Source organism: Martinezella sp. CNPSo 3795, from assembly GCF_057784475.1.
Window position 1 is genome coordinate 256,155 of sequence record NZ_JBXSOQ010000002.1, and the last position, 21,550, is coordinate 277,704.

Below are 21,550 nucleotides of genomic sequence, written 5' to 3' on the forward strand. Positions count from 1 at the left end.
TCCTCGAATCCCAGTCAAGAGTCTTTGGCACCGTTTTTGGTGATCGTATTTCTTTTGCCTCTTGAAGGTGAGGAAAATGCAGAATGGAAGTGTAACGACGCCTTTTGGGCGGCGGCCGATGACGCTTGCCCTGCTTCGGCGACAGATCGCCGTGAACAGGATCGAACCCGGCAAGTCGGTCGATAAATGGAAAGTCTTTCGAGACGTATCCGAAGCGCGACAAAAACTCGGATTGCAGGATCGCAGCCTTGCCGTGCTTGACGCCCTGTTGAGCTTCCATCCGGAAAACGAGCTCCGCCAGGACGCTCAGCTTGTTGTCTTTCCATCCAACGCGCAGCTGACCTTGCGCGCTCACGGCATCGCGGGCGCCACGCTTCGCCGGCACCTCGCGCTTCTCGTCGAGGCTGGCCTGATCGTTAGAAAGGATAGCGCCAATGGCAAGCGCTATGCGAGAAAAGGCCGGACAGGCCAGATCGAAAACGCATTCGGCTTCGATATCTCACCGCTGCTGCTGCGCGCCGAGGAGCTTGCGATCACGGCCCAGCAGGTCGTGGCGGAACGGATGGCGCTGCGCCGAGCCAAGGAAAGCCTGACGATCTGCCGGCGCGACGTCCGCAAATTGATCACGGCGGCCCGCGCGGAAGGCATGGGGGGCGACTGGGCGCTGATCGAGGACAGCTACAACGCCATCGTCGCCCGCATTCCTCGTTCACCAGCGATCCGTGAGATCATCTCCCTTCTCGAGGACATGGAGCTTCTTCGCGGCGAGATCATCAACCTTTTGCAAACACAGCAAGAAATTGAAAATTATAGCACCAATGATGCCCAGGGTGAGCAGCACATACAGAGTTCGAATCCCGAATCCCTTAATGAACTTGAACCAAGTCTTCGAACAAAGCTGGAAACGAGGTCCATAGAAAGAGGCGGTTCCCGGAAGGAACCGATGCGAATATTCCCCTTAGCCCTCGTCCTGAAGGCGTGCCCGGAAATAGGCTCTTATGGACCGACGGGCGGTATCAACAGCTGGCGGGACCTGATGTCGGCGGCCGTTGTCGTGCGATCGATGCTGGGCGTCGGTGCTTCGGCTTATCAGCACGCTTGCGAGATAATGGGGCCGGAAAACGCCGCCGCGACGATAGCTTGTATTCTCGAGCGATCAGGGCATATCAATTCGGCCGGCGCTTATCTGCGGGATCTCACATCAAAGGCAAAACGCGGTGAATTTTCACTCGGTCCCGCGCTCATGGCATTGCTTCGAGCAAATATCGGCGATGGCGATATTATATCGAGGGTTTCATGATGGGTTGCCTCAGTTTCCAGGGTGTCGACGATCTGAAATACCCCCTTGGAATGAGCCTCGGACGTTACCGAGCGAGCGGGCGGCATGACAGTCCTTTCCATCAATTGAAACGGCCAAAGCCAATCTTTCAGCCATGGCCGTCCATTGACCGCCGGAACTCGGCGGCGGCCTAGACCGGTGCCTTGGATTAACGGCAGACGCGTTCCTTGCGGACGACCCAGTGGCCATGAACCTTATGCTTCACCGTCTTCACGAAGCAATCGTGGTGATGACGATGGAACGGAGCTGCCTGAGAGGGAACGCTGACGGCGACAACGGATGCCAGGGCGATCACGGAAGAGAGAAGAAGGCTTTTCATGTTAAACCTCGTAAGCATTGGGGGTTGATGCTGCGTGTTCACGCATGAACTTGATGACTGATCGAGACTTAACCGAAAATGAATAGCACCCTTACAATTTTGTAATGCGATCTGGAGATCGGCGCCAATCGAGGAGCCGTCCGCGGTGAACGCGAAAGGAGCTTGGTTTAAGGTACATTGGCCAAACTCGGTCCCGGCCGATCGCATTCATCGCCCGATCTCTCGCCGCTGGCCTACCACTCGCCGGCCGCAACTGGAGCCTTGGTAGCGAGCGAGCACGAACTCCCAGGAGTTTTATCCGTCCGAGCTATCTGGTGATTGGCGAATCTGGGCGGAATTTATCCAAAAGCTAACAAAAAAATGCCCGTCCGCAGGCTGTTTTACCCCATCCCGGGAGAGAAATCGCCGCTCGCGGAAGAGCGCGTTTCCATGCCTCGGAAGCTTCAGTCGATAGTGTATGGCTCATGGAAGCTAATACCGCGATAGTTTCTTGATGGAAAAATTCTCTTTGAGAATCAGATATTTAGGCGGCGCCAAATTTGGGCAGGAGAAGCGAAGCATTTCGTCCGTCTCGTGCGATATAGCACGCTAACGAGGCCGATTAGTCAAGGAAATTGTCGGTTAGCGAGATCGCTCGATGGCTCGCAGGCGATACCCCATCGTCTCGCGCAGGAGAGCGATGGTCTTAGAAACGCTCGGTCCCTCGATCGGAGGCGCCCGCCGGCGTTCGCAGAACTCCCGCCAGACGAATAGGGTCAGTTCCGCCCCATCCGTCTCGGTCTCACCCTCCCTCTCGGCGAATTGTTCGAGGATCCGATATCGGCCATCTTGCCAGAACAGTTTCTCCACCCAATCGTAGATGGGGATGACATGGAAATGAAAGGCAAGTCCGGAGATATGGCCATATCTGCCGATATAGACGCGTGAAGCGCCTAGCTCTCGTTTGAGGGTCGCTTGAGACAGCGCCAGCAGCGGGCCGATCTCGCGCAGCGCGCTATCGGGTAAATCGAAGAGGTCATTGGCCAATCCCTTGGACGCGACGATGAGATAGCCGGGGAGCGCCGAATTCGCGCGGTGGCTCACAAGCCATCCGTCGCTCTCGCCGATCAGAAATCGTGAAGCAGTCGTCATGTCTTCTCCTTGGTGTCAGCTATTATTCGTCGGCTATTTGTGCTTCTGGCCGGGGGTGCATAACATTGGCCCGAACCGGCAAGCTCGCTTTTCGATGGCCGAAGCTGAGTGGCGAATCTATGGGTGCCGCATCGATCGCGAAGCTTGTGTAGCTGCTGCCGGGCTGGCGGTCGAGGTGAAAGAGACCGCTCCAGCAAGACGATCGCTCCCGTGGGTCTTCCATGGATGTCGATCCCTGTCTGCGAGCGGCATCCAGCGGCGGCCGAGCACGGCGGCGAGGGCCGAAGGTCGTTGAAAGCACCACGGGTCGCGGAATGATACCGCTTTCCGCCGTAAACGAGCTGCCGGAGGAGGGCTCCATGGAACAGCAAGGTCCTGGGATTGGGGGCGCGAATGAAGAAGCCGCGCGGGAAGGCGGATCGCGCCGACGCAGTCCGGCTTTTATTTTCATCGGATCGCGACCCGATGAAAGCCGCGTATGCTCGACGAATGTGTCGGAACTTCGCTGAGCGCGGTAGCGGTAATGGCGGTATGCGCGACGAACGATCCCGGCCGGTTGGCGGGCCGACCTTCAACACCCAATCTGGGAGGTTCTTTTTCTCGCTGGAGCGAGTCTGGTTTGGCTTTGGTGGTCGCGCGAAAACCCTGACAGCTGTCAGGGTTTTTCAAACGGCGGCTATTAGAAGGGCGGTCTTGGTAGGTGCGCGTCGCCCGGCGACCAACACGGAGGCGATATGCGCCGCGTAGCTTGGCGACCGACCATAACGATCGTGGGTCGCAAAGCGACGACATCACAAGGCGTTTCGGCGTTGTCAAGAACCGCGCCCCGAACGCGCAACGCGAGCCTACGACGGCGGAGGCGGGAGCGAGCGCGCTCCTTCCGGGTGCGGTGCCAGCGCGGGATCACCGTGCTTCTGTTTCATCGGGCCATAGTGCCATAGTGCTTGCAGCCGTTCGAGAAGATCGGCGCACGCCACCAGTTCCCATCACCACCATCGAGACTTATTTGACGACGCATCGCGCCCGAGAACGTAACCAATCGCGAAGGCGAGGGCGCCAATCGTGAGGACAATTCCGGTTGCTGTGTGCGGATGCTCAGAAGCGCCCGAGACCACTGCCGTGCTCTCACGGACAACAGCGTCCTTGGCACCCTTTGCGACCTTCCGGACACCGGTCGTTGGCTCTGTGGGTTTTCCTGTGAAGCCAGCACTGAGTTCGTCGGTCATGATGTTCCTACTCCTTGTTCCGTGGGAAGGAGAACCCGCGCAGGCCAAGGAAGTTCCGGAGAATTGGCTGGCTGGAACAGGTGGTTTAGCGGCATCTGCAAAAATTCACTCGAAGCGAACGACGCCCTAGTGGCATCGCTCGCTTTTCGTCGGCGGCCTGGATTCTGTACGACGACGACAAGATCCTGCCATTGGCTGATAATCTTGCGGCGATACCGCTATCCTGTCTCTGGGGCGATTAAGACAAGCGGCAGGAGTTAAAGTTCGATTCCCGTCAAGAGTATCGCCTGGGCCGCCGGCGACGGTCGGCGGCTTCGTCTTCGGAGCGCCACAAGTGCGCTACTTGGATTGCCGCCTCGGCGCCTGCGGATGGCCGAGGCTCATGGCATCCTCGGTTCGATCGCGGTTGCTTCTCAATCCAGAAGCAAGGATTAGCCGCGAGGTTGCGTCAGCGCCAAGGCGAGTGTCGATACGGCTAGGATGGCGGTAAGCGTCAGAGGGCCGACAGCGCCATAGCGATCGACGATATAGCCGCCGAAAACCGCGCCGATGCTGATGGCGACCTGAAAAGAGACGACCATCAGGCTGCCGGCCGCCTCCAAAGCGTCGGCTGCCCCGCGGGAAAGATTGGTCGGCAGTACCACCGGTGCCATGCCGAAGGCGAAGCCCCAAAGCGCGACGAGGCAGAAGGCAATACCGGTTTGAGCGCCCCAAAGCACCAAAGCAAGTGTGGCAAACGCCATCAGCACCGCCGTGAGAGCGAGGGCCAGGCGGATGCTGGCGTCGGCCATTCGGCCACCGGCGACATTGCCGATCACGGAAGCGATGCCAAACCCAAGCAGAGCCAGGGCGATCGATCTGGTTTCAAGGAGCGTCACTTGTTCGAGGAAGGGACGCACATAGACCGAGCCGGCAAAATGGCCCGTCATCAGCAAAAGAATGGCAAGCATCCCGAGCTGAATGCTACGCCGCCGTGTCAGCCGGAAAACGTCGGCGAGGCTGTTGCTTGTGCTCGCGGGCAGTGTTGGTAGGCTCAGTAGCTGCAGCAGCATGGCGAGCGCGGCAAGTCCGGCGGTCATCGCCATTGCCACGCGCCATCCCAGCCAGTCGCTGATCAAAGCTCCAACCGAGGGCGCGGCTATGGTGGCGAGCGAGACGCCGAGGGTGACGATAGCCATGCCCCGACCTGTCGAATTGGCGCCGACCAGTCTCGCCACGACGGCAACTGAAAGCGCCCAGAAACCGCTCAGCGCGATGCCCAGCCCAGCCCGGCCCAACAACAATAGCCAAAAATCCGTCGCCAATGACGCAAGGACATTGGAACCGATCGCCAAGGCGCTGAGGCCGACCAACACCGTCTTGCGATTCAGCCTGCCGATCAGAACATTGCTCAATAGGGCGGTGACAGCGCCGACGGAAGCTGTGGCGGTGACGACCTGTCCGGCTGTTCCCTCGGTAATCGCAAGATCGCGCGCCAGCGGGGTTAACAGACCCGCTGGCAGGAATTCAGCCGATACCAGCGCGAAGCTGGTGGCCGCCATTGAAAGGACGGCGAACCAGGTCGCCGCGCTCCATGTGGATGGTTCCGGGGTATCCGGGTCAATGGCTACCCCATCAAGTTGCGATGTCGTGTCCGTCATAAGTGTCTCCTTGAGTTAGGAGAGGTCATAGACGAACTATTCGGGACGGTATGTGTCTTAAAATCCGAAATCCATGTCCATTCGTCCGGAATTTGTGCGTCGCACAACGCCCGGTGAGACGCTGGTGATGCGTTTGAAGGCGCGAGCGAAGGATGCCTCGGATTCATAGCCCAACCGAGAAGCAACTTCGGCGACTGACATGCCGCTTTGCCCCAACAGGTCGCGGGCAAGCTGCATCCGCAAACGGGCGAGATAATGGGCCGCGCCTTCTCCTAACATGGCGTTGAAGCGCTCGGCGAAGATCGAACGCGATTGACCCGCCAAGCCCGCGAGACTTTTGAGGGTCCAGTTACGGCCGGGGTCTCGGTGCATGGCCGCCAGCACACGACCGACATGGGGATCGCGGATGGCGGCGAGCCAGCCGGTGGTCGAGCCCCCGCTGCAATTGACCCAGCAGCGGATGAGCCGTGCCGCGAGCAAGTCGGCCATGCGCGACAAGACGGTCGCGCTTCCCATCTGTGGCTGTGTCGCCTCCGCCGACATGGCCGCCAGCAGGGGGCCAACGATCGGGTCATTGCCGGCCACATCGCAGCCCTTGATGATTGGCGGCATCAAGGCGACCAAGGGATTAAGTGCATGCGCCCCCAAGACCATGGAGCCGCAGAAGAGGGTGCTCGTCGCACCCGTTCCATCCCGCACCACGTCGCATACGTTGCTTCCCAATCTTGTTATCTGGCAGCTCTTGCGCGAGTCACCCTCGACATCTGGCGCGCTGGCCAACCGGTGTGCGACGCCTTGCGGCAGCAGAACCAGATCGCCATCGTTCAATTCCTGCCATCCTTGCGCTTCGGTATGGATCCAGCACGGACCCTGGCTGACAAAGTGAAAACGAAGCAGCTGTTGTTGCGGAAAGGCGATGCTCCATGGATGTCTGAGTTCGCAGCGTCCATAATTGACGCCACTCAAACGAAAGTCTTGCAGGACTTCGCTTAGGGCGTCCATTGGGACATTTGACGGCGACAATGGTTGAGACGAATGATCAAGCATCGAGCCAATTTAGGTCTCAAGCGTCCAGCATTCAAGCGCGTCAGCGATGCAAATGTGGTCGCTCCAGTAAGGAACGCTGTCTCAATCATACGGATGCCGTCAAACGCGGGCCCCAATATCCGGCCCGCCGCCGATGGTTCAGCCAAGATCGATTTTCATGGCGAAATCCCAGGTGCCGGCGCCGTTCCTGGCCAGGCTGATCATCATCAAGCCGAGCGCTTCCAGCGTCTGGGCCATGTGCAAGCCACCAATGTCAAACGGACGGAGCCCCAGACTTTCGAGGAAGGTCGAGACGCGTGCCTTCGCCTTCGTGTCGTCGGCTGCGATGAACGCGTCGAGGCGTCCACCCTTGGCCAGCACGTGACCGAAGATGGTGTTAAACGCCTTCACGACAGGCGCTCCGGCAGGGAGGCGCTTGGCGATCTCCTGCGCGCCAGAACCGCCATGCGGAGTGACGAGACCCGAAAGGTCGGTGGCAACGGGGTTGGTGATGTCGATAATCACCCTGCCGTCAAGCGAGTTCCCGTAATCGGCGATCACAGCCGCGGCGCTGGTGTAAGGCACTGCCAGGACGACGATATCCCCGGTCGGAGCGGCGCCATAAGTCGCCGTCGTCGCTCCGGCTCCGATCTGCTCGGCGAGCGCCCGCGCCTTGGCGGGATTGCGGCTGGCCACCTCGACGGTATGCGCGGCCTTGGCGGCAAGGCCGCCGATTGCCGCGGCCATGCCGCCGGATCCACTGATGCTGATAGTGCTCATGCATGATTCCTCAATCGAACTTGACCAGATCCTTAAAGATCAGATGACCCCAGTCGTTGCCGTGCGCCTGAACGAGCAGTCCACCTTCCGAAAGGCCGCCAAGGTTGATCGGCGCGAAACTGAGTTGTTCGGCAAGCGCGGCAATCTCCGCTGTCGCGCCGCCGTCGTCGCTCGCCAGGAACACGACTCTCCTGCCACCATGCACGGCCGGATCTTGGTCGAGCACGGCGGCAGCCAGATGATTGAAGCCCTTGACCAGTCTTCCACCGGAGAAGGCCTGCGCAACGAATTTGGACGACGGCTGCCCTCCCAGTTTCTCGGGAGGCACGCCGTAGGCATTGGTCACATCGACGATCGTCTTCCCCTGCCATGTGGACAGCACCTTGGCGACCTCCGGGTGCTGTTCGAAGCGGACAGCTAGAAAGATAACATCCGCCTTTATAGCTTCCGTCAGGGTCTTGGGAATAATCTCGGGCCCGATCGCGGCTGCATCGGATGCGACGCTTGCAGGGTCGCGCGTGGTTGCAACGGATACCTCGATGCCGTTGCGGGAAAACGCTTTGGCCAGAGCTCGGCCGATATTGCCGAAGCCGATAATCGCGTAGCTCATCATATTCTCCTTCGATTGTTCGGCGCGGTCAGAGCTTGTAGCCGCCGCTTGCTTCAATCGTCTGGCCCGTCACCCAATGGCCGTCATCGGAGGCCAGGAACGCCACGACGGCGGCGATTTCCGAAGGTTCGCCAAAGCGTCCCATCGCGATTTCGGCCTCGATCGCCTTGACGAGTTCGGGGTTTTCTCGAATGGCGGCGTTCACATCCGTTCGCGTGTAGCCGGGCGCGACAGCGTTAACGGTAATTCCGCGCGGTCCCAGTTCCGCCGCCAGCGCATGGGTCAGGTTGTTGATGGCCGCCTTGGCCATCGAGTAGACAGGCGCGGCCGTCACGGGCTTCGTGGCGGCGGCGGAAGAGATGTTGATGATGCATCCGCCGTCGGCGAGACGCTTCAGGGCCGCCTGAATGATGAAGAAGGGCGCGCGGGCATAGACCGCGATCAGGGTGTCCCAACTGTCCGGCGTCGCGTCCTTGAAGCCAACCCAGCCGGAGTTGCCGGCGTTGTTGACCAGAATGTCGAGGGCTTTGCTTCCGTTTCGCTTGGTGAACTCGTCGTCGAGTCTCTCGAATAAGATCGGGACGGTCGCCGGGTCAACGAGGTCCGCGTGGATCGCGAACGCGGTGCCTCCAGCATTCTCGATGGCCGCCACCACCTCGTCGGCGCCAGATTTGGAGGTGTTGTAGGTTAGCCCGACCGTCGCGCCATCCTTTGCGAGACGCTCGGCGATGGCACGACCAATGCCGCGCGACGCCCCGGTTACGAGAGCGGTTTTTCCTTTGAGAGGATGTGCCATTTCATTTCCTTCCGTGGATGTATGCATAATTGGATGACTGACCCGGCCGTGCGTGGCACGTCAGAGTTGAGCCAGGCCGCCGTCGACGGCGACTTCGCTGGCGGTCATGAAGCTGCTGTCGTCGGACGCGAGGAAGGCGGCCACTGCTCCAATCTCCGCCGGATCGGCCATGCGCTGGAGCGGTGTCATCGCGGCGAAGGCCTTCTGGCCCTCCTCGCCGAGCGCTTCCTTCGCGAGTTCGGTCGCCGTCGCCCCGGGCGACAGCACGTTCACCCGGATGCCCGTGCCCTTCAGGTCCTCGGCCCAGGTCCGCGCGAGATTGCGCACCGCCGCCTTGCTCGCGCTGTAGGCGCTGAACGCCGGGGCGCCCGTGGTGCCGGCGCTCGATCCGGTCAGGATGATCGAACCGCCCCGGCCCATCAGCGGCAGCGCCTTCTGGACCGTGAAGATCGTGCCTTTCACATTGGTGTCGAAAGTCTCGTCAATATGCTCGGCGGTGATCTTGCCGAGCGGAAGCGGGCTGCCCGCCCCGGCATTGGCGAAGACGATGTCGAGGCTTCCGCGCTCCGCCTTTACCGCCGCATAGAGCCGATCCAGATCGGCTTCATCGGAAACCGAGCCCTTCACCGCGCGGGCATTCGGCCCGAGATCGGCCACGGCCGCATCGAGCGCTTCCTGCCGGCGGCCGAAAATGAACACGAAGGCGCCTTCCTCGATGAACCGCTTCGCCGCGGCGCGGCCAATGCCGGTAGCGCCACCCGTAATGACCGCAATCTTACCCTCAAGCTTTCCCATGACTTCTCCTTCCGTCCTGTCGACAGCGCCTGTTGTCATTTGCGTCGACGAACGCTATCTAATGGATCACTGATCCGCTTCATAACCGGATCGCCGATCCACATATATGGATCACTGATCCATTTAGCAAGGTAGTCCATGCGAGCCGACGCGGAAAAAAATCGCAGCCAAATTCTCACCGTCGCGCGTGACGTTGTCGCCGAGCATGGTGTGGACGCGTCGATGCGTGACATTGCCCGCCGGGCCGGCGTCGGCTTGGCCACGCTGCTCCGTCATTTCCCGACGCGGGAGGCGTTGTTCGAAGCGCTGCTGTGTACCCATCTGGACGCACTCACCCGGAGGGCAGCCGAACTCGAACTGACGACTTCGGCCGACGAAGCACTTCTCTCCTGGTTTCGAGAATTGGTGCAATTCACCCAAAGCTCTAGGGGCGTTGTCGCCATGATGGCGGCCGCTCATACGAACCCCGACTCCGCCCTTTATGCCTCGTGCGCGGCCGTGCACGCGGCGGGCGCGCGACTACTGCTGCGCGCCCAGGCCGAGGGAACGGCGCGCCCCGATATGAATGGGGACGACCTGTTTGCCCTGATAACGGCTCTCGGCTGGGCGGTCGATCAACCCTCATTCGCGCCACGGGCGGATCATCTCGTTCACCTCGTGGCGAGCGCCATCCTGACACATTGGCCTCGCGACGATGTGAAGAAGGCAGCGGGTTGAATAAGATCCGGGCACTTTTCCTCAAATTGCCCCACGCAACGAAGCGGACTGGATCGCCGCCTGGCACAAAGCCACGCCTTTGAGTAGCGGAAACCTGACGCGGCCGCGCGAACGCCATGAAATGCGGCCGCCAACCCACATGATTTCTAGTGATCGGAAGGGGAGTGGACGTCTGCACCGCTCCATGCGGCGAACGCCAGATAATGCTGGCGGGAAGGATTGCTTTCGCCTCACGCTAGAAAAACTGCCTTTGGATCTTCGGGTTTCGACACGATCATTTCCGCGACGGGGCTGGTGCCCGGTAACGCCAATTTTCGGAGCGAGCAAATGTCGATCAATCGCCGTCACTTCAACCAATTGCTGCTCCTTGGCGGCGTGGGTCTTGCCTGGGGAGGCTCTCCGTCATGGGCAAGCGCCGCAGAGACGCCGGTGAGCGGCGGAACCCTGAACTGGGCCTACTATCCCGATCCGACGGCGCTGATCGCGATCAACACGTCCTCCGGTACGGGCCAGGCGATCGGACCGAAAATCAACGAGGGACTGCTCGATTTCGATTACGATCTCAACCCGAAGCCGCTTCTGGCGACGTCATGGTCGGCAAGCGACGATGGTCTGCGCTACACCTTCGCGCTTCGCAAGGGCGTCAAATGGCACGATGGCAAGGACTTCACCTCCGAGGATGTCAAGTTCACCATCTTTCGCCTGAAGGAAGCACATCCGCGCGGGCGCATCACCTTTCTGAACGTGATGTCGGTCGAAACGCCCGATCCGCTGACGGCCGTCATCGTTCTGTCCAAGCCGGCCCCTTACCTGATTTCGGCGCTCGGCAGTTCGGAATCACCGATCGTGCCGAAGCATGTCTACGAGACCTTCAAGCCGACCGAGCAGCCGACCCTCGCACAGACGATCGGCACAGGTCCCTTCATCCTCAAGGAATGGGTGCCTGGCAGCCATCTGATCTTCGACCGTAACCCGAATTATTGGGACGCGCCGAAACCCTATCTCGATCGCGTCGTCCTGCGCGTCATCCTCGACCCGGCGGCAAGGGCCGCGGCTTTGGAGACGGGAGAGATCGATATTGGCGCGAATCCCGTGCCGCTATCCGACATCGAGCGGCTGAAGGCCAATACCAACCTCGTTGTCGACACCACGACCTACGCCTATTCCGGACCACAGCAGCAGCTGTTCTTCAATTATGAGAACGAGATTCTCAAGAAGAAGGATGTGCGATTGGCGATCGCGCATGCCATCGATCTGCAGAAGCTCGTGGACATCGCCCTCTTCGGTTATGCGCAGGTTTCTCCAAGCCCGATCAGCACGGCATTGCCGAAATGGTATGATCCGAGCATCAAGGCGCGTGTGCCCGATCTCAAGCTTGCCAATAAGTTGCTCGACGATGCCGGCTTTCCGCGCGGCGCCAATGGCACGCGCTTCAAACTGCGGCTTGCCTATAATTCATTCCTGCAGCCCTCCTATGCCGACTTCATCAAGCAGTCGCTTGCCGCGGTCGGCATCGATGCCGAGATACTCAAGCTCGATCTCGCCACCTTCCTGAAGACGGTCTATACGGATCGTGCATGGGATCTGGTGATCGAATCCTTGTCCAACACCTTCGATCCGACCCTTGGCGTACAGCGCGCCTACTGGTCGAAGAATTTCAAGATCGGCCTGGTCTTCTCCAATGCCAGTCACTATTCAAACCCGGAGGTTGACGCGGTTCTTGAAGCGGCCGCCATCGAGCCGGACGAGACCAAGCGCCGGCAGCTCTGGTACAAGTTCCAGCATATCATCCACGACGACGTGGTTTCCGTCGATCTGGTGGCGGCAGGCGCGCAGATCGTTGCCAACAAGCGCGTGAAGAATTTCGCGCCCGGGGCGCAAGGCATCAACAACAGTTTCGGCCAGATATGGCTGAGCCCAAGCGCCTGAACAGGGGAGGCAGGGCCGATTGTGAACGGGAGCCGGCTTATCCAAGCCGGTTCAATGCGTTCCTGGCCGCGATCGCGCGGATCATATGGCTTTGCGGCGCGTGCGCCCGGGCGGTGATCGCATCGCGATGATGGCGTTCAAGCTGGAAGTCGCGATTGAGGCCGGGATTGCCGGCGAGCTCCAGCGCAAGACTGGTGACCGCGACGGCGTTGTCGATGACGACATGGCGAACATGCATGCCGTCCATTCCCACCGGCCGGCATCGACATCTTCCCCAAACGAGCGCAGCAGCCGGGCGTTCGTCGCAAGCCGCACCTCGATTTCACCGAGGCCGTCCAGGACGCGCGGCACCGTCGCGATTGGTGCGCCAAGGCTGGCAGGACTATGCGTGCTCGCGAAGCCAAGAACGCGGTCCCGCGCTGCTCTGGCAACGCCATGATAAACCGCACCGAGCAAGCCGAAGAAGAAGGCGGCGGCATGCTCGTCGCGGCGGATCGGTTCGCTGGCCGGTTGCGCCTCGATGAGATCATCGAGCGGTACCGATACGTCTTCGAGAATGATGTCATCGCTTGCCGTCGCGTGCATGCCGGCCGCATTCCAGCTCTTCTCGATCCGAAAGCCGGCGGCATCGGTCGGCACCAGGAATGAGGCAAGGCGCGGTTCCTCCTCGTCGGTAACGGCCAGAAGCGACACCCATTTCAGCACGGGGATGCCGGTCACATAGCTCTTATGGCCGGAAATGCGCCATCGATCGCCATCACGGCGCGCGATCGTCTCGGGCAGGGCACCATGGGCGGGCGAACCGATGCGCGGCTCGGCTTGCGCATTGTTGATCAGCGCCACGCCCTGCCTGTTTGCCGACAGGACGCGCTCCGCGAGATGGCGGGGCCATTTGCCAAGGCGGCGGATAGTAAAATGCGAGGTGTAGTGCATGGCGAGCACCAGCGCGGTCGAGGGTTCACCACGGGCGATCTCGCTGATGATGGCCTGCGCCGATGTCAGGCCCTCGCCGTGGCCACCATGATCCCGGTCGCTGACGAGGCCGAGCAGGCCGGCATCGAAAAGCCGGTCGAAATTCTCGAAAGGGAAGGCGCCCGTTGCATCGTGATGCGCGGCCCTGCTGGAAAAGTCCTCGGCAAGGTTTTTCGCCTTGCCGATCAGATCATCAATGGTCTCTGTCATTTCGTTACAACGTGGTTCAGGCGACGGCGCGTGTGGCGAAACCCTCGAGGTGACGGCGGTCCACCCATTCGCCAATATCGAAATCGCCGGCCAGGAAGCCGAAGTCGCGCAGGAAATTCTTGTAGTGTTCGACTGCGCCGACGAGTTCCGGTTCCAATCCCAGGCCGAGATGGCGATGGATTTCCGGTCCATTGGCGGCAAGAACCTGCTCCTCCGTCGCTCCGGACTCACGCGCCACGAAGCGGCGGGTTTCTTCCGGATGGGCTTCCGCCCAGGCGCCTGCCTTGAAAATCGCCTCGATCAATTTGCGCACGAGATCGGGGCGCTCGTCGGCCAATCGATCATCGACGGTCAGCACGCGCGGCGAGCCGGAATTGATGCGGATTTTCGGATCGGGATGAAAACCGAACTCGGCAACCTGCACCGCGCCGATGAGATTGGCGACATTGATACCGGCGGTTCCCTTGACGTAGATCGCGTCCACCTCGCCGCGCAGGAGAGCGGCAATCTCCTCGCCATAGGCCTGTCGGCGCTTAAGACCGAAGAGGGAGGGGCCTTCTTGGCTGGCGAGCACGGAATCGGTTAGCGCGATCTCGACGATCTCAACATCGTTGATGGATAAGCCTTCGAGCGACAGGGCCGAGATCAATCCCTTGAGCGCCGTGGCACGCATGAAATCGACGATCCCTTCGGGGCGGCGGGCGATGCCGAAGCGTCGGCCCCTGAGATCCGTGGTCGTCTTGATGCCGGTTCCCGGCAGCGTGATGATCGCCTGAAACTCATCCGTCCAGGTAATGCCGACAAGGCGCGTGCGACGGCCTTCGGAGCGCGCACGAATGGGCGGCACGTTGCCGCCATGGCGGAAGGACCAATCGAGCGTATGGTTGAAATGGCTCTGCCGGATGTTGCGATCCGGAGAGTCGATAATGGATTTCAGCGTGACGCCTTCGCCGCGAAAGCCGTCTTCGAGATAGCCGAGCTGCGCTGCAAGCCCCACAGGGGTCGGAACGGGGCAGCGCGTGTACCAGATTTCGGAAATGGCATTGCTGGTCATGATCGTTCCTTTCAGTGGCGCAGGCCGGCTTGTTTCATCAGCGGCAGAACATCGCTGCCGAAGAATTCGAGATCGTCGCGGAAATCGAAGAAGCTAAGCTGCAGGCCGTCGATACCGGCCGCCCTCAGCTTGACGAACTGGTCGACCACCTGCTCCGGCGAGCCGATGACACGGATGTTGCCGCCGATGAAGCGATAGGGATCCTGTGCGTCGCGGCCCTTCCAGGCATGGGCGTCGGAATCCAGCGACTGGAAGCCCTTACGGGAACGCTGGTCGGCATGGGCGACGATCCGGTCGGCGAGTTCCCATGCCTCCTTCTCGGTCGGACGGCAAATGACCATCGGATTGAGCAGGGTGCGCACGCTTCGTCCGACATCGGCGGCGGCATCCTTCACCTTCTTGCTATGAGCCGGAAGGGAGGCGAGGGCGCTGTCGATGTCAGCACCGGTCGGGCTGGTGATGAAGACGATATCCGAGTAGCGGCCGGCAAAGGCGATGCCTGCATCGGATCCGGTGGCGTTGACGAGGATCGGTCGGCCGAAATTCGGTTTCGGTGTCACGTAGCCGCCACCGAGCTTCCAGCTGCTTTCGCCTTCGAAGGAGTAATTCTCGTCGTCGCTCCAAAGCCGCTGCACGACCTCGAGAAATTCCGCCGCGAGCTCATAGCGCCTGTCATGCTCGATGCGCTGCCAGCCGAACATTTCGTGCTCGACGGCCCTGTGCCCGGTGACGACGTTGATGCCCCAGCGGCCGCCGGTGATGTGGTCGAGCGTGGCGCCGAACTTGGCAAGGTGCAGCGGATGCCATGGACCATAGAGAACATGCATTGTCGAGATGAGCATGATCTTCTTGGTGAGGCCTGCGAGCGCTGCGGTCGAAACGAAGCTGTCGAGTGCGTGACCGTCGAAGACACCGCCATAGCCACCCTTGGGAAGCCATTGCGACAGGGCGAATACCAGATCGAAACCCAGTTCCTCCGCGCGCAGCGTCAGCGCCTTGTTGTAGTCGAAGCGCCAGTCGGTCGAGCGTTCGAGGGTCGACTGCGTCCAGCCGCCGGCCTGGATCGGCAGGAAGAGGCCGAGCAGAACGGGTTGTTTCAGTGCCTGTGACAGCGGGCTATCTGGAAAATCGGTAGGTGCTGCGAATTTCGGCAGGCCCACGATGGAACCAGGACGGTGCTGGATGGACATGGCGTTTCCTTGCTTTCGGTGCTTCAGGCGGTTGCGATGTAGGCATGGGCAAGGCTGCCGGCGATGCCTTCGCCGCCGAGCGTGTGGTCGGCGATACGCTTGTTGTAGATGGTCAGTTCCGGCTGGCTGACGATGTCGAGAGCAGGCAGATCCTCGACGAGGATCTTCTGGATCTCGCGCCATTGCTCGACCCGCTTCTGGGGATCGACCTCGATGGCGGCGGCCTCGAGAAGGGCGTCCACCTTGGGGTTGCTGTAAGCCGAGCCATTGGAGAAGGGCACGCCCGGCTTGAAGTTCTTGCTCCAGTAAAGCCGCTGCACGCCGACCGTCGGGTCGAAGAGATTGCTCATTCCCTCATAGGCAAAATCGAAATCGCGATCGGTGTAGATGCGCTTGGTGTAGGTCGCGAAATCCTGGCTGCGCACCGTCACCTCGACGCCGACCTTGGCGAGTGCCTGGCGGATATATTCCGAGCCACGGCTGTAGGGTTCGCCGCTCGGCACATAGTCAAGATTGAGGCGCAGGCGCACACCGTCCGAACCGCGCGGATGGCCGGCCTCGTCGAGCAGCTTCTCCGCCGCGGCAAGGTCGATCGGATAGGTCTTGAGATCGGCGACAAACCATTTCGCCAGATTGGGATTGATCGGGCCGGGGATCGGTTCGCCATAGCCGTAGTTGATGGTGTTGCGGATCACCTTTCGGTCGATGACATGCGCGAAGGCCTGCCGGACGCGGACATCCTTGAAAACCGGCCTTTCCAGATTGAATTCGATACGACTGACGCCGTTGGAATATTGATAACCCCTTGTTTCGAAGGCGAGGCTCGCCACGTCCTTGAGGCGATCGAGATCGCTCAAGGGGACGGGCGTCGATGGCGCCAGATCGATCTCGCCTGTTTCGATCGCGATCGAGCGCGCGGCGGCGTCGGGAATGAAGCGGACGATCAGTTGGTCGAGATAGGGACGAGGCTGGTCCCAGTAGTCGGGATTGCGCTCGTAGACGATATGACTGCCGCGCACCCACTCCTTGAACTTGAAGGGGCCAGTGCCGACTGGCGCCAGATTGACGGGATTTTCGGCGACCTTCGTGCCTTCATAGAGATGGCGGGGAACGATTGGCGATTCCGAGGCGGCGAGCGCGGTAATCAGATAGGGAGCCGGTTTGGACAGGACCAGGATCGCCGTCAAGGGATCGGGTGTTTCGATCTCGACGAGGTTCAGAAAGGTATTGCGTCCGCGCGGGTGGATATCCTTGAGCGTCTTGATCGAGAAGACGACGTCATCGGCGGTGAAGGGCTTGCCGTCGTGCCATTTGACTCCATCGCGCAGCTTGAAGGTGTAGCGTAGCCCATCATCGCTGATGGACCATTGCTTGGCCAGCAGCGGCTGCGGATTAAGATCGAAATCATAAGTCAGCAGCCCCTCTGTTACCTTCGGGGAGACATAAACAGAGTTGAAGGCCGTATGGGCAATCGTCGTCAGGACCGGCGGCTCGGCCGAAAGCAGAAGCGTCGCGGTGCCGCCACGTGACGGAGCCGCATGGACGGCTGTTCCCGTTACGGCGATCGCACCGAGCGCTGCCGACGAGAGCAGGAAACTCCGGCGTGTAATCGTGGAAAGTCTGGTCATCTGAAGTTGCCTCACCCGTCTAAACTCGTGTTGCCGTGTCTGAACTGCCGTTGGTTTTATGTTCTCGAAGGGAGCCGTTCTCGTAGGTTGCTTTATTGCCTCGTGCTCACTTCTTGGGAAAAATGATGCGCAAATTTTGTTTTATTGAAAACATATTCTAATTTACCTCATTATTCTGAGAAATTTCGGAAATATCTACCAATAACGATTTGACAAAACCTACAGATTTAGTCAACTACTATTGCGATGCAGCGCTCGGAATTTCGGTGGCGCTGCCGAGGAGTTTCGATGTCGGCTTACATGCGGATAGGAAGAACGCTACGTCGGACGGCCACGCAGGCGGTGCCGACGATGCTTGGCATCGTCATCCTGAATTTCTTCCTGCTCAAGCTGGCGCCCGGCGATGCGGCCGATGTCATGGCGGCCGAAGCCGGATCGGCAACAGTCGAGACGATGGCGGCGCTGCGCGAGCGCTTCGGCCTGGACAATCCGATCCTCGTGCAGCTCGCGAACTATTTGAACAATCTCGCGCATTTCAGTCTCGGCTTCTCGCCGCGCTACGGCATGCCTGTCGCCGATCTGATCGGCCAGCGATTGCCTGGCACCCTGACGCTGATGGTGGCCGCGCTCGCCGCCGCGCTCGCGCTCGGTCTGATCCTCGGATCGCTGATGGCAACATTTGCCGGGCGGCTGCCGGATCGGTTGATCTCGATCATCTCCCTCCTCTTCTATTCGATTCCGGGTTTCTGGATCGGGCTGATGTTGATCCTGCTGTTTTCCGTCAAGCTCGGATGGCTGCCGAGCGGCGGCGACAGCACCATCGGTTCACGGCTCACCGGCTTGCCGGCGCTGCTTGATCGCGCGCGTTACATGGTGCTGCCGGCCATATCACTCGCCCTCTTCTACCTGGCGATCTATGCACGGTTGACACGCGCCGCCATGCTGGAGGTCAAGTCACAGGATTTCGTGCGCACGGCGCGGGCGAAGGGCGTCTCGCCCTTCATGTTGACAACCCGACACGTGCTGCGCAACGCGCTGATCCCGATCACGACCATGGCCGGGATGCATTTCGGCGGCATGCTCGGCGGCGCCGTCGTGGTCGAGACGGTCTACAGCTGGCCCGGCCTTGGACGGTTGGCTTTCGAGGCCGTCATGGCTCGCGACTTCAGCGTTCTGCTTGGCATCCTTTTGCTCTCGTCATTTCTCGTCATCATCGCCAACGCTGCCGTGGATCTTCTGCAAGCCTGGCTCGACCCGCGGATCGGAGCAAGCCGATGAAAGCGCAGGAACTCAAGATCTATGCGGACACGGCGCGCGATTTCAGTGCCGAGGAGGCCGAAACGGCGGCAAAGGCCGCGCCCGTTCCCGAACGCCGTTGGACCCACATCCATGCGCCCGATGCCCGCACGACGGCTGTTTCGGCCCCGCGCTGGCAAGGGCGTCGGCGTGAGCTCAGGATCTTTCTTTCCAACCCCAACGCGCTCTTCGGCATCGCTGTCCTAGCGGCAATCGTGTTCGCGGCCCTGCTTGCGCCGATCCTCTATCCTGGTGATCCCCTTGAGATGGTGGCGCGACCCTTCCTTTGGCCGGGCCAAAATCCGGTCTATCCGTTGGGAACGGATTCCATGGGGCGTGACGTGCTGGCGGGCATTCTTCATGGTGCCCAGATTTCGCTGACCGTGGGCATCGCCGCGACCCTGCTCGGCCTGGGCGCCGGCGTGACGATCGGCGCGCTTGCCGGCTACTTCGGTGGCGTCGTCGATGATCTCCTCGTCAAGCTCATCGAGATTTTCCAGACCATGCCGAGTTTCGTCCTGCTTGTCGTGTTGGTTGCTATCGCACAGCCGACCACGACGACGGTGACGATCGCGATCGCGCTCGTCAGCTGGCCGACGGTCGCGCGCCTGACACGCGCCGAGTTTCGCGGCATAAAGGAGAAAGACTATGTTCTCGCCGCCCGCAGCCTCGGCTTCGGTCATGCCCGCATCATTTTTCGAGAAATCCTTCCGAATGCCTTGCCGCCGCTGATCGTGACATCCTCCGTGATGGTGGCGAGCGCGATCCTGATGGAATCGGCGCTTTCCTTCATGGGGCTTGGCGATCCCAATCGTGTCTCCTGGGGCTCGATGATCGGCGCGGGGCGCGATGTCATCCGCACGGCCTGGTATCTCACCGCCTTGCCGGGCCTTGCCATTGTCTTCACGGTTCTATCGCTCAATCTCATTGGCGATGGCCTGAACGATGCCCTTAATCCGCGTTTTTCGGAGGAGCGTCGATGACGGGACTTCTCGACGTTCGCGATTTCTCGGTGGGTTTCGGTAGCGCTCAGCCCGTCAAGGGCGTTAGTTTCACCGTGGCGGCCGGCGAGATGCTGGCTGTTGTCGGCGAGTCGGGCTCGGGCAAGTCGCTGACCGCGCTCGGCCTCATGGGTCTCCTGCCCCGGCACGCCAAGACGGCGGGCGAAATCCTGTTCGACGGCCGCGATCTCCTGAAATTGCGGGAACGGGAGATGCGGAGCATTCGCGGGCACGACATCGCCATGATCTTCCAGGAGCCGATGACGTCGCTCAATCCCGTACTGACGATCGGCGCCCAGATCGTCGAAGTCCTGCGCATTCATGAAAAACTGAGTGGCAGGCAGGCGCGCCAGCGGGCGATCGACCTGCTGGATCTCGTGAGCATTCCAGAGGCGGCAAAACGTATCGACGACTATCCGCACCAGCTTTCGGGCGGCATGCGTCAACGCGTCATGATCGCCATCGCGGTCGCCTGCGGTCCCCGGCTCCTGATCGCCGACGAGGCGACGACGGCACTCGACGTCACGATCCAGGCACAGGTGCTGCAATTGCTCGATCGCCTGCGCGGTCAGCTCAACATGGCGGTCATCCTCATCACGCACGACCTCGGCATCGTCGCGCAATGGGCCGACCGCGTCGTCGTGATGTATGCGGGGCGAAAGATCGAGCAGGGCCTGCCCGATGCCTTGTTCGAGACGCCGTATCATCCCTATACGCAGGGGCTGCTCGCGGCCTCGCCGCGATTGAAGGCCGACTATCATTATCGCGATGGGCCATTGACGGAAATTCGCGGCTCGATCGTTTCGGCGACCGGCGAACAGGGCTGTTCCTTCCGACCGCGCTGTCCGGTGGCGCGAGCGGCCTGCGGGCAGTCCGTGCCGGCGCTCGTCGAGGTGTCGGCCAGCCGCGAGGTGGCCTGCCCCCATGTTCCAGTCCATACGGAGAAAGCCCATGTCGCTTCTGTCGGTCGATAGGCTTTCCACGCACTATCCGGCCACGGCCGGAACCGTGCGGGCCGTGGATGACGTATCGCTTGAGATCCTTGCGGGCGAGACCGTGGCGCTGGTCGGCGAATCCGGCTGCGGCAAGTCGACGCTCGGCAAATCCCTGATGCGCCTCGTCGATCCGACATCCGGGCGTGTCGCCTTCAAGGGGCGCGATGTCGCCGCGATGTCGGGCAAGGAGTTGCGGTCGGTCCGCCGGCATATCCAGATGATCTTTCAGGACCCGTTCGCCTCGCTTAATCCGCGCCAGACGATCCGCTCGATCCTGACGGCGCCGCTCGCCGTCCATGGCATCGGTGACCGCAGGAGCCGTGACGCCATCGCCGCCGCGATGGTCGCCCATGTCGGCCTGCCGGCGGATTCGCTCGACCGCTATCCGCATGAGTTCTCCGGCGGCCAACGCCAGCGCATCGGTATTGCCCGCGCGCTGATCCTGCAGCCGGAGCTCGTCATCTGCGATGAGCCCGTTTCCGCGCTCGATCTGTCGATCCAGGCGCAGATCCTCAATCTTCTCGTCGAGATGAAGACGGAGCTTTCGCTTTCCTACCTCTTCATCTCCCATGACCTGTCGGTCGTGCGCTATTTCGCCGATCGCGTGCTGGTCATGTATCTCGGCCGCATCGTCGAAAGCGCACCGACGGCAAGGCTTTGGAGCGATGCCAGGCATCCCTACACGCGCGCGCTGCTTACCGCCGTGCCTGATCCGTCGCGGCGCAAGCAGGCCGCCCCGATCACAGGCGATCTGCCGAGCCCGCACAACCCGCCATCCGGCTGTCGCTTTCATACGCGCTGCCCGCTCGCAACAGACATCTGCCGGAGCGACCATCCGGTCTATCGGCAAATGGGCAGTGGCCACATGGTCGCCTGCCATCACGCACAATGAAATG

19 protein-coding genes and 1 pseudogene are annotated in these 21,550 nt (G+C 60.9%); 7 read left to right on the forward strand and 13 right to left on the reverse strand.

All coding sequences use genetic code 11. The annotated features are described in order from the left end of the window. The first annotated feature begins 76 nt into the window (after nt 1-76). A complete protein-coding gene (repC, locus tag AC13QY_RS06070) occupies nt 77-1,300 on the forward strand; it encodes a plasmid replication protein RepC (protein ID WP_488492910.1) in 1,224 nt (407 codons plus the stop codon). Nucleotides 1,301-1,487: 187 nt separating this feature from the next. On the opposite strand, the gene AC13QY_RS06075 is transcribed toward repC, so the two are convergent. From AC13QY_RS06075 to AC13QY_RS06115, 9 genes are all read right to left on the reverse strand, one after another. Continuing rightward, nucleotides 1,488-1,658 carry a hypothetical protein gene (locus AC13QY_RS06075; RefSeq protein ID WP_488492911.1) on the reverse strand — a complete coding sequence of 57 codons (171 nt, stop codon included), beginning with the start codon at nt 1,656-1,658 and terminating at the stop codon, nt 1,488-1,490. Nucleotides 1,659-2,279: 621 nt separating this feature from the next. Further along, on the reverse strand, nt 2,280-2,789 hold the full coding sequence (locus AC13QY_RS06080) for an HIT family protein (protein ID WP_488492912.1): 510 nt from the start codon (nt 2,787-2,789) through the stop codon (nt 2,280-2,282). Nucleotides 2,790-3,775: 986 nt separating this feature from the next. Continuing rightward, nucleotides 3,776-4,015 carry a hypothetical protein gene (locus tag AC13QY_RS06085; protein ID WP_488492913.1) on the reverse strand — a complete coding sequence of 80 codons (240 nt, stop codon included), beginning with the start codon at nt 4,013-4,015 and terminating at the stop codon, nt 3,776-3,778. Nucleotides 4,016-4,446: 431 nt separating this feature from the next. After that, entirely contained in the window at nt 4,447-5,655 is a 1,209-nt protein-coding gene (locus AC13QY_RS06090) for an MFS transporter (protein ID WP_488492914.1), read from the reverse strand. A 57-nt stretch (nt 5,656-5,712) separates the two neighbouring features. Continuing rightward, nucleotides 5,713-6,702: an AraC family transcriptional regulator gene (locus AC13QY_RS06095; protein ID WP_113331638.1), complete on the reverse strand. Its 990-nt coding sequence runs from the start codon at nt 6,700-6,702 to the stop codon at nt 5,713-5,715. Between the two features lie 138 nt (nt 6,703-6,840). Beyond that, on the reverse strand, nt 6,841-7,461 hold the full coding sequence (locus tag AC13QY_RS06100; RefSeq protein WP_488492915.1) for an NADPH-dependent F420 reductase: 621 nt from the start codon (nt 7,459-7,461) through the stop codon (nt 6,841-6,843). A 10-nt stretch (nt 7,462-7,471) separates the two neighbouring features. Next, nucleotides 7,472-8,128, reverse strand: coding sequence for an NADPH-dependent F420 reductase (locus AC13QY_RS06105; protein WP_488492916.1), 657 nt, complete (start codon nt 8,126-8,128; stop codon nt 7,472-7,474). Next, complete coding sequence (locus tag AC13QY_RS06110) at nt 8,100-8,867, reverse strand: SDR family NAD(P)-dependent oxidoreductase (protein WP_488492917.1); 768 nt, start codon at nt 8,865-8,867, stop codon at nt 8,100-8,102. Before AC13QY_RS06110 ends, AC13QY_RS06105 begins: the two co-directional genes overlap by 29 nt. 60 nt (nt 8,868-8,927) lie before the next feature. Then, the gene (locus tag AC13QY_RS06115) at nt 8,928-9,662 is read right to left on the reverse strand and encodes an SDR family NAD(P)-dependent oxidoreductase (protein WP_488492918.1); all 735 of its coding nucleotides are present in this window, start codon (nt 9,660-9,662) and stop codon (nt 8,928-8,930) included. Between the two features lie 138 nt (nt 9,663-9,800). On the opposite strand from AC13QY_RS06115, the gene AC13QY_RS06120 reads away from it, so the two are divergent. Then, on the forward strand, nt 9,801-10,379 hold the full coding sequence (locus AC13QY_RS06120) for a TetR/AcrR family transcriptional regulator (RefSeq protein ID WP_488492919.1): 579 nt from the start codon (nt 9,801-9,803) through the stop codon (nt 10,377-10,379). 327 nt (nt 10,380-10,706) lie between these two features. Further along, nucleotides 10,707-12,308 (forward strand): ABC transporter substrate-binding protein, encoded by a 1,602-nt coding sequence (locus tag AC13QY_RS06125; protein ID WP_488492920.1) that lies wholly within the window; start codon nt 10,707-10,709, stop codon nt 12,306-12,308. A gap of 37 nt (nt 12,309-12,345) precedes the next feature. Here AC13QY_RS06125 and AC13QY_RS06130 read toward each other — a convergent pair. From AC13QY_RS06130 to AC13QY_RS06145, 4 genes and pseudogenes are all read right to left on the reverse strand, one after another. After that, a pseudogene (locus tag AC13QY_RS06130) lies at nt 12,346-13,490 on the reverse strand (acyl-CoA dehydrogenase family protein). A gap of 16 nt (nt 13,491-13,506) precedes the next feature. Next, nucleotides 13,507-14,544, reverse strand: coding sequence for an ABC transporter substrate-binding protein (locus AC13QY_RS06135; RefSeq protein ID WP_488492921.1), 1,038 nt, complete (start codon nt 14,542-14,544; stop codon nt 13,507-13,509). A gap of 11 nt (nt 14,545-14,555) precedes the next feature. After that, the gene (locus AC13QY_RS06140) at nt 14,556-15,734 is read right to left on the reverse strand and encodes an LLM class flavin-dependent oxidoreductase (RefSeq protein ID WP_113353480.1); all 1,179 of its coding nucleotides are present in this window, start codon (nt 15,732-15,734) and stop codon (nt 14,556-14,558) included. 23 nt (nt 15,735-15,757) lie between these two features. Then, a complete protein-coding gene (locus tag AC13QY_RS06145; RefSeq protein ID WP_488492922.1) occupies nt 15,758-17,362 on the reverse strand; it encodes an ABC transporter substrate-binding protein in 1,605 nt (534 codons plus the stop codon). A 288-nt stretch (nt 17,363-17,650) separates the two neighbouring features. Here AC13QY_RS06145 and AC13QY_RS06150 point away from each other — a divergent pair, with 288 nt between their 5' ends. From AC13QY_RS06150 to AC13QY_RS06165, 4 genes are read left to right on the forward strand one after another with little or no spacing between them, the layout of a single operon-like run. Beyond that, nucleotides 17,651-18,640, forward strand: coding sequence for an ABC transporter permease (locus AC13QY_RS06150; RefSeq protein ID WP_488492923.1), 990 nt, complete (start codon nt 17,651-17,653; stop codon nt 18,638-18,640). After that, nucleotides 18,637-19,641 (forward strand): ABC transporter permease, encoded by a 1,005-nt coding sequence (locus AC13QY_RS06155; RefSeq protein ID WP_488492924.1) that lies wholly within the window; start codon nt 18,637-18,639, stop codon nt 19,639-19,641. The genes AC13QY_RS06150 and AC13QY_RS06155 overlap by 4 nt, the downstream gene beginning before the upstream one ends. Next, nucleotides 19,638-20,633 (forward strand): ABC transporter ATP-binding protein, encoded by a 996-nt coding sequence (locus tag AC13QY_RS06160; RefSeq protein WP_488492925.1) that lies wholly within the window; start codon nt 19,638-19,640, stop codon nt 20,631-20,633. The genes AC13QY_RS06155 and AC13QY_RS06160 overlap by 4 nt, the downstream gene beginning before the upstream one ends. Further along, nucleotides 20,611-21,546 (forward strand): ABC transporter ATP-binding protein, encoded by a 936-nt coding sequence (locus AC13QY_RS06165; RefSeq protein WP_488492926.1) that lies wholly within the window; start codon nt 20,611-20,613, stop codon nt 21,544-21,546. Before AC13QY_RS06160 ends, AC13QY_RS06165 begins: the two co-directional genes overlap by 23 nt. Nucleotides 21,547-21,550 lie beyond the last annotated feature (4 nt).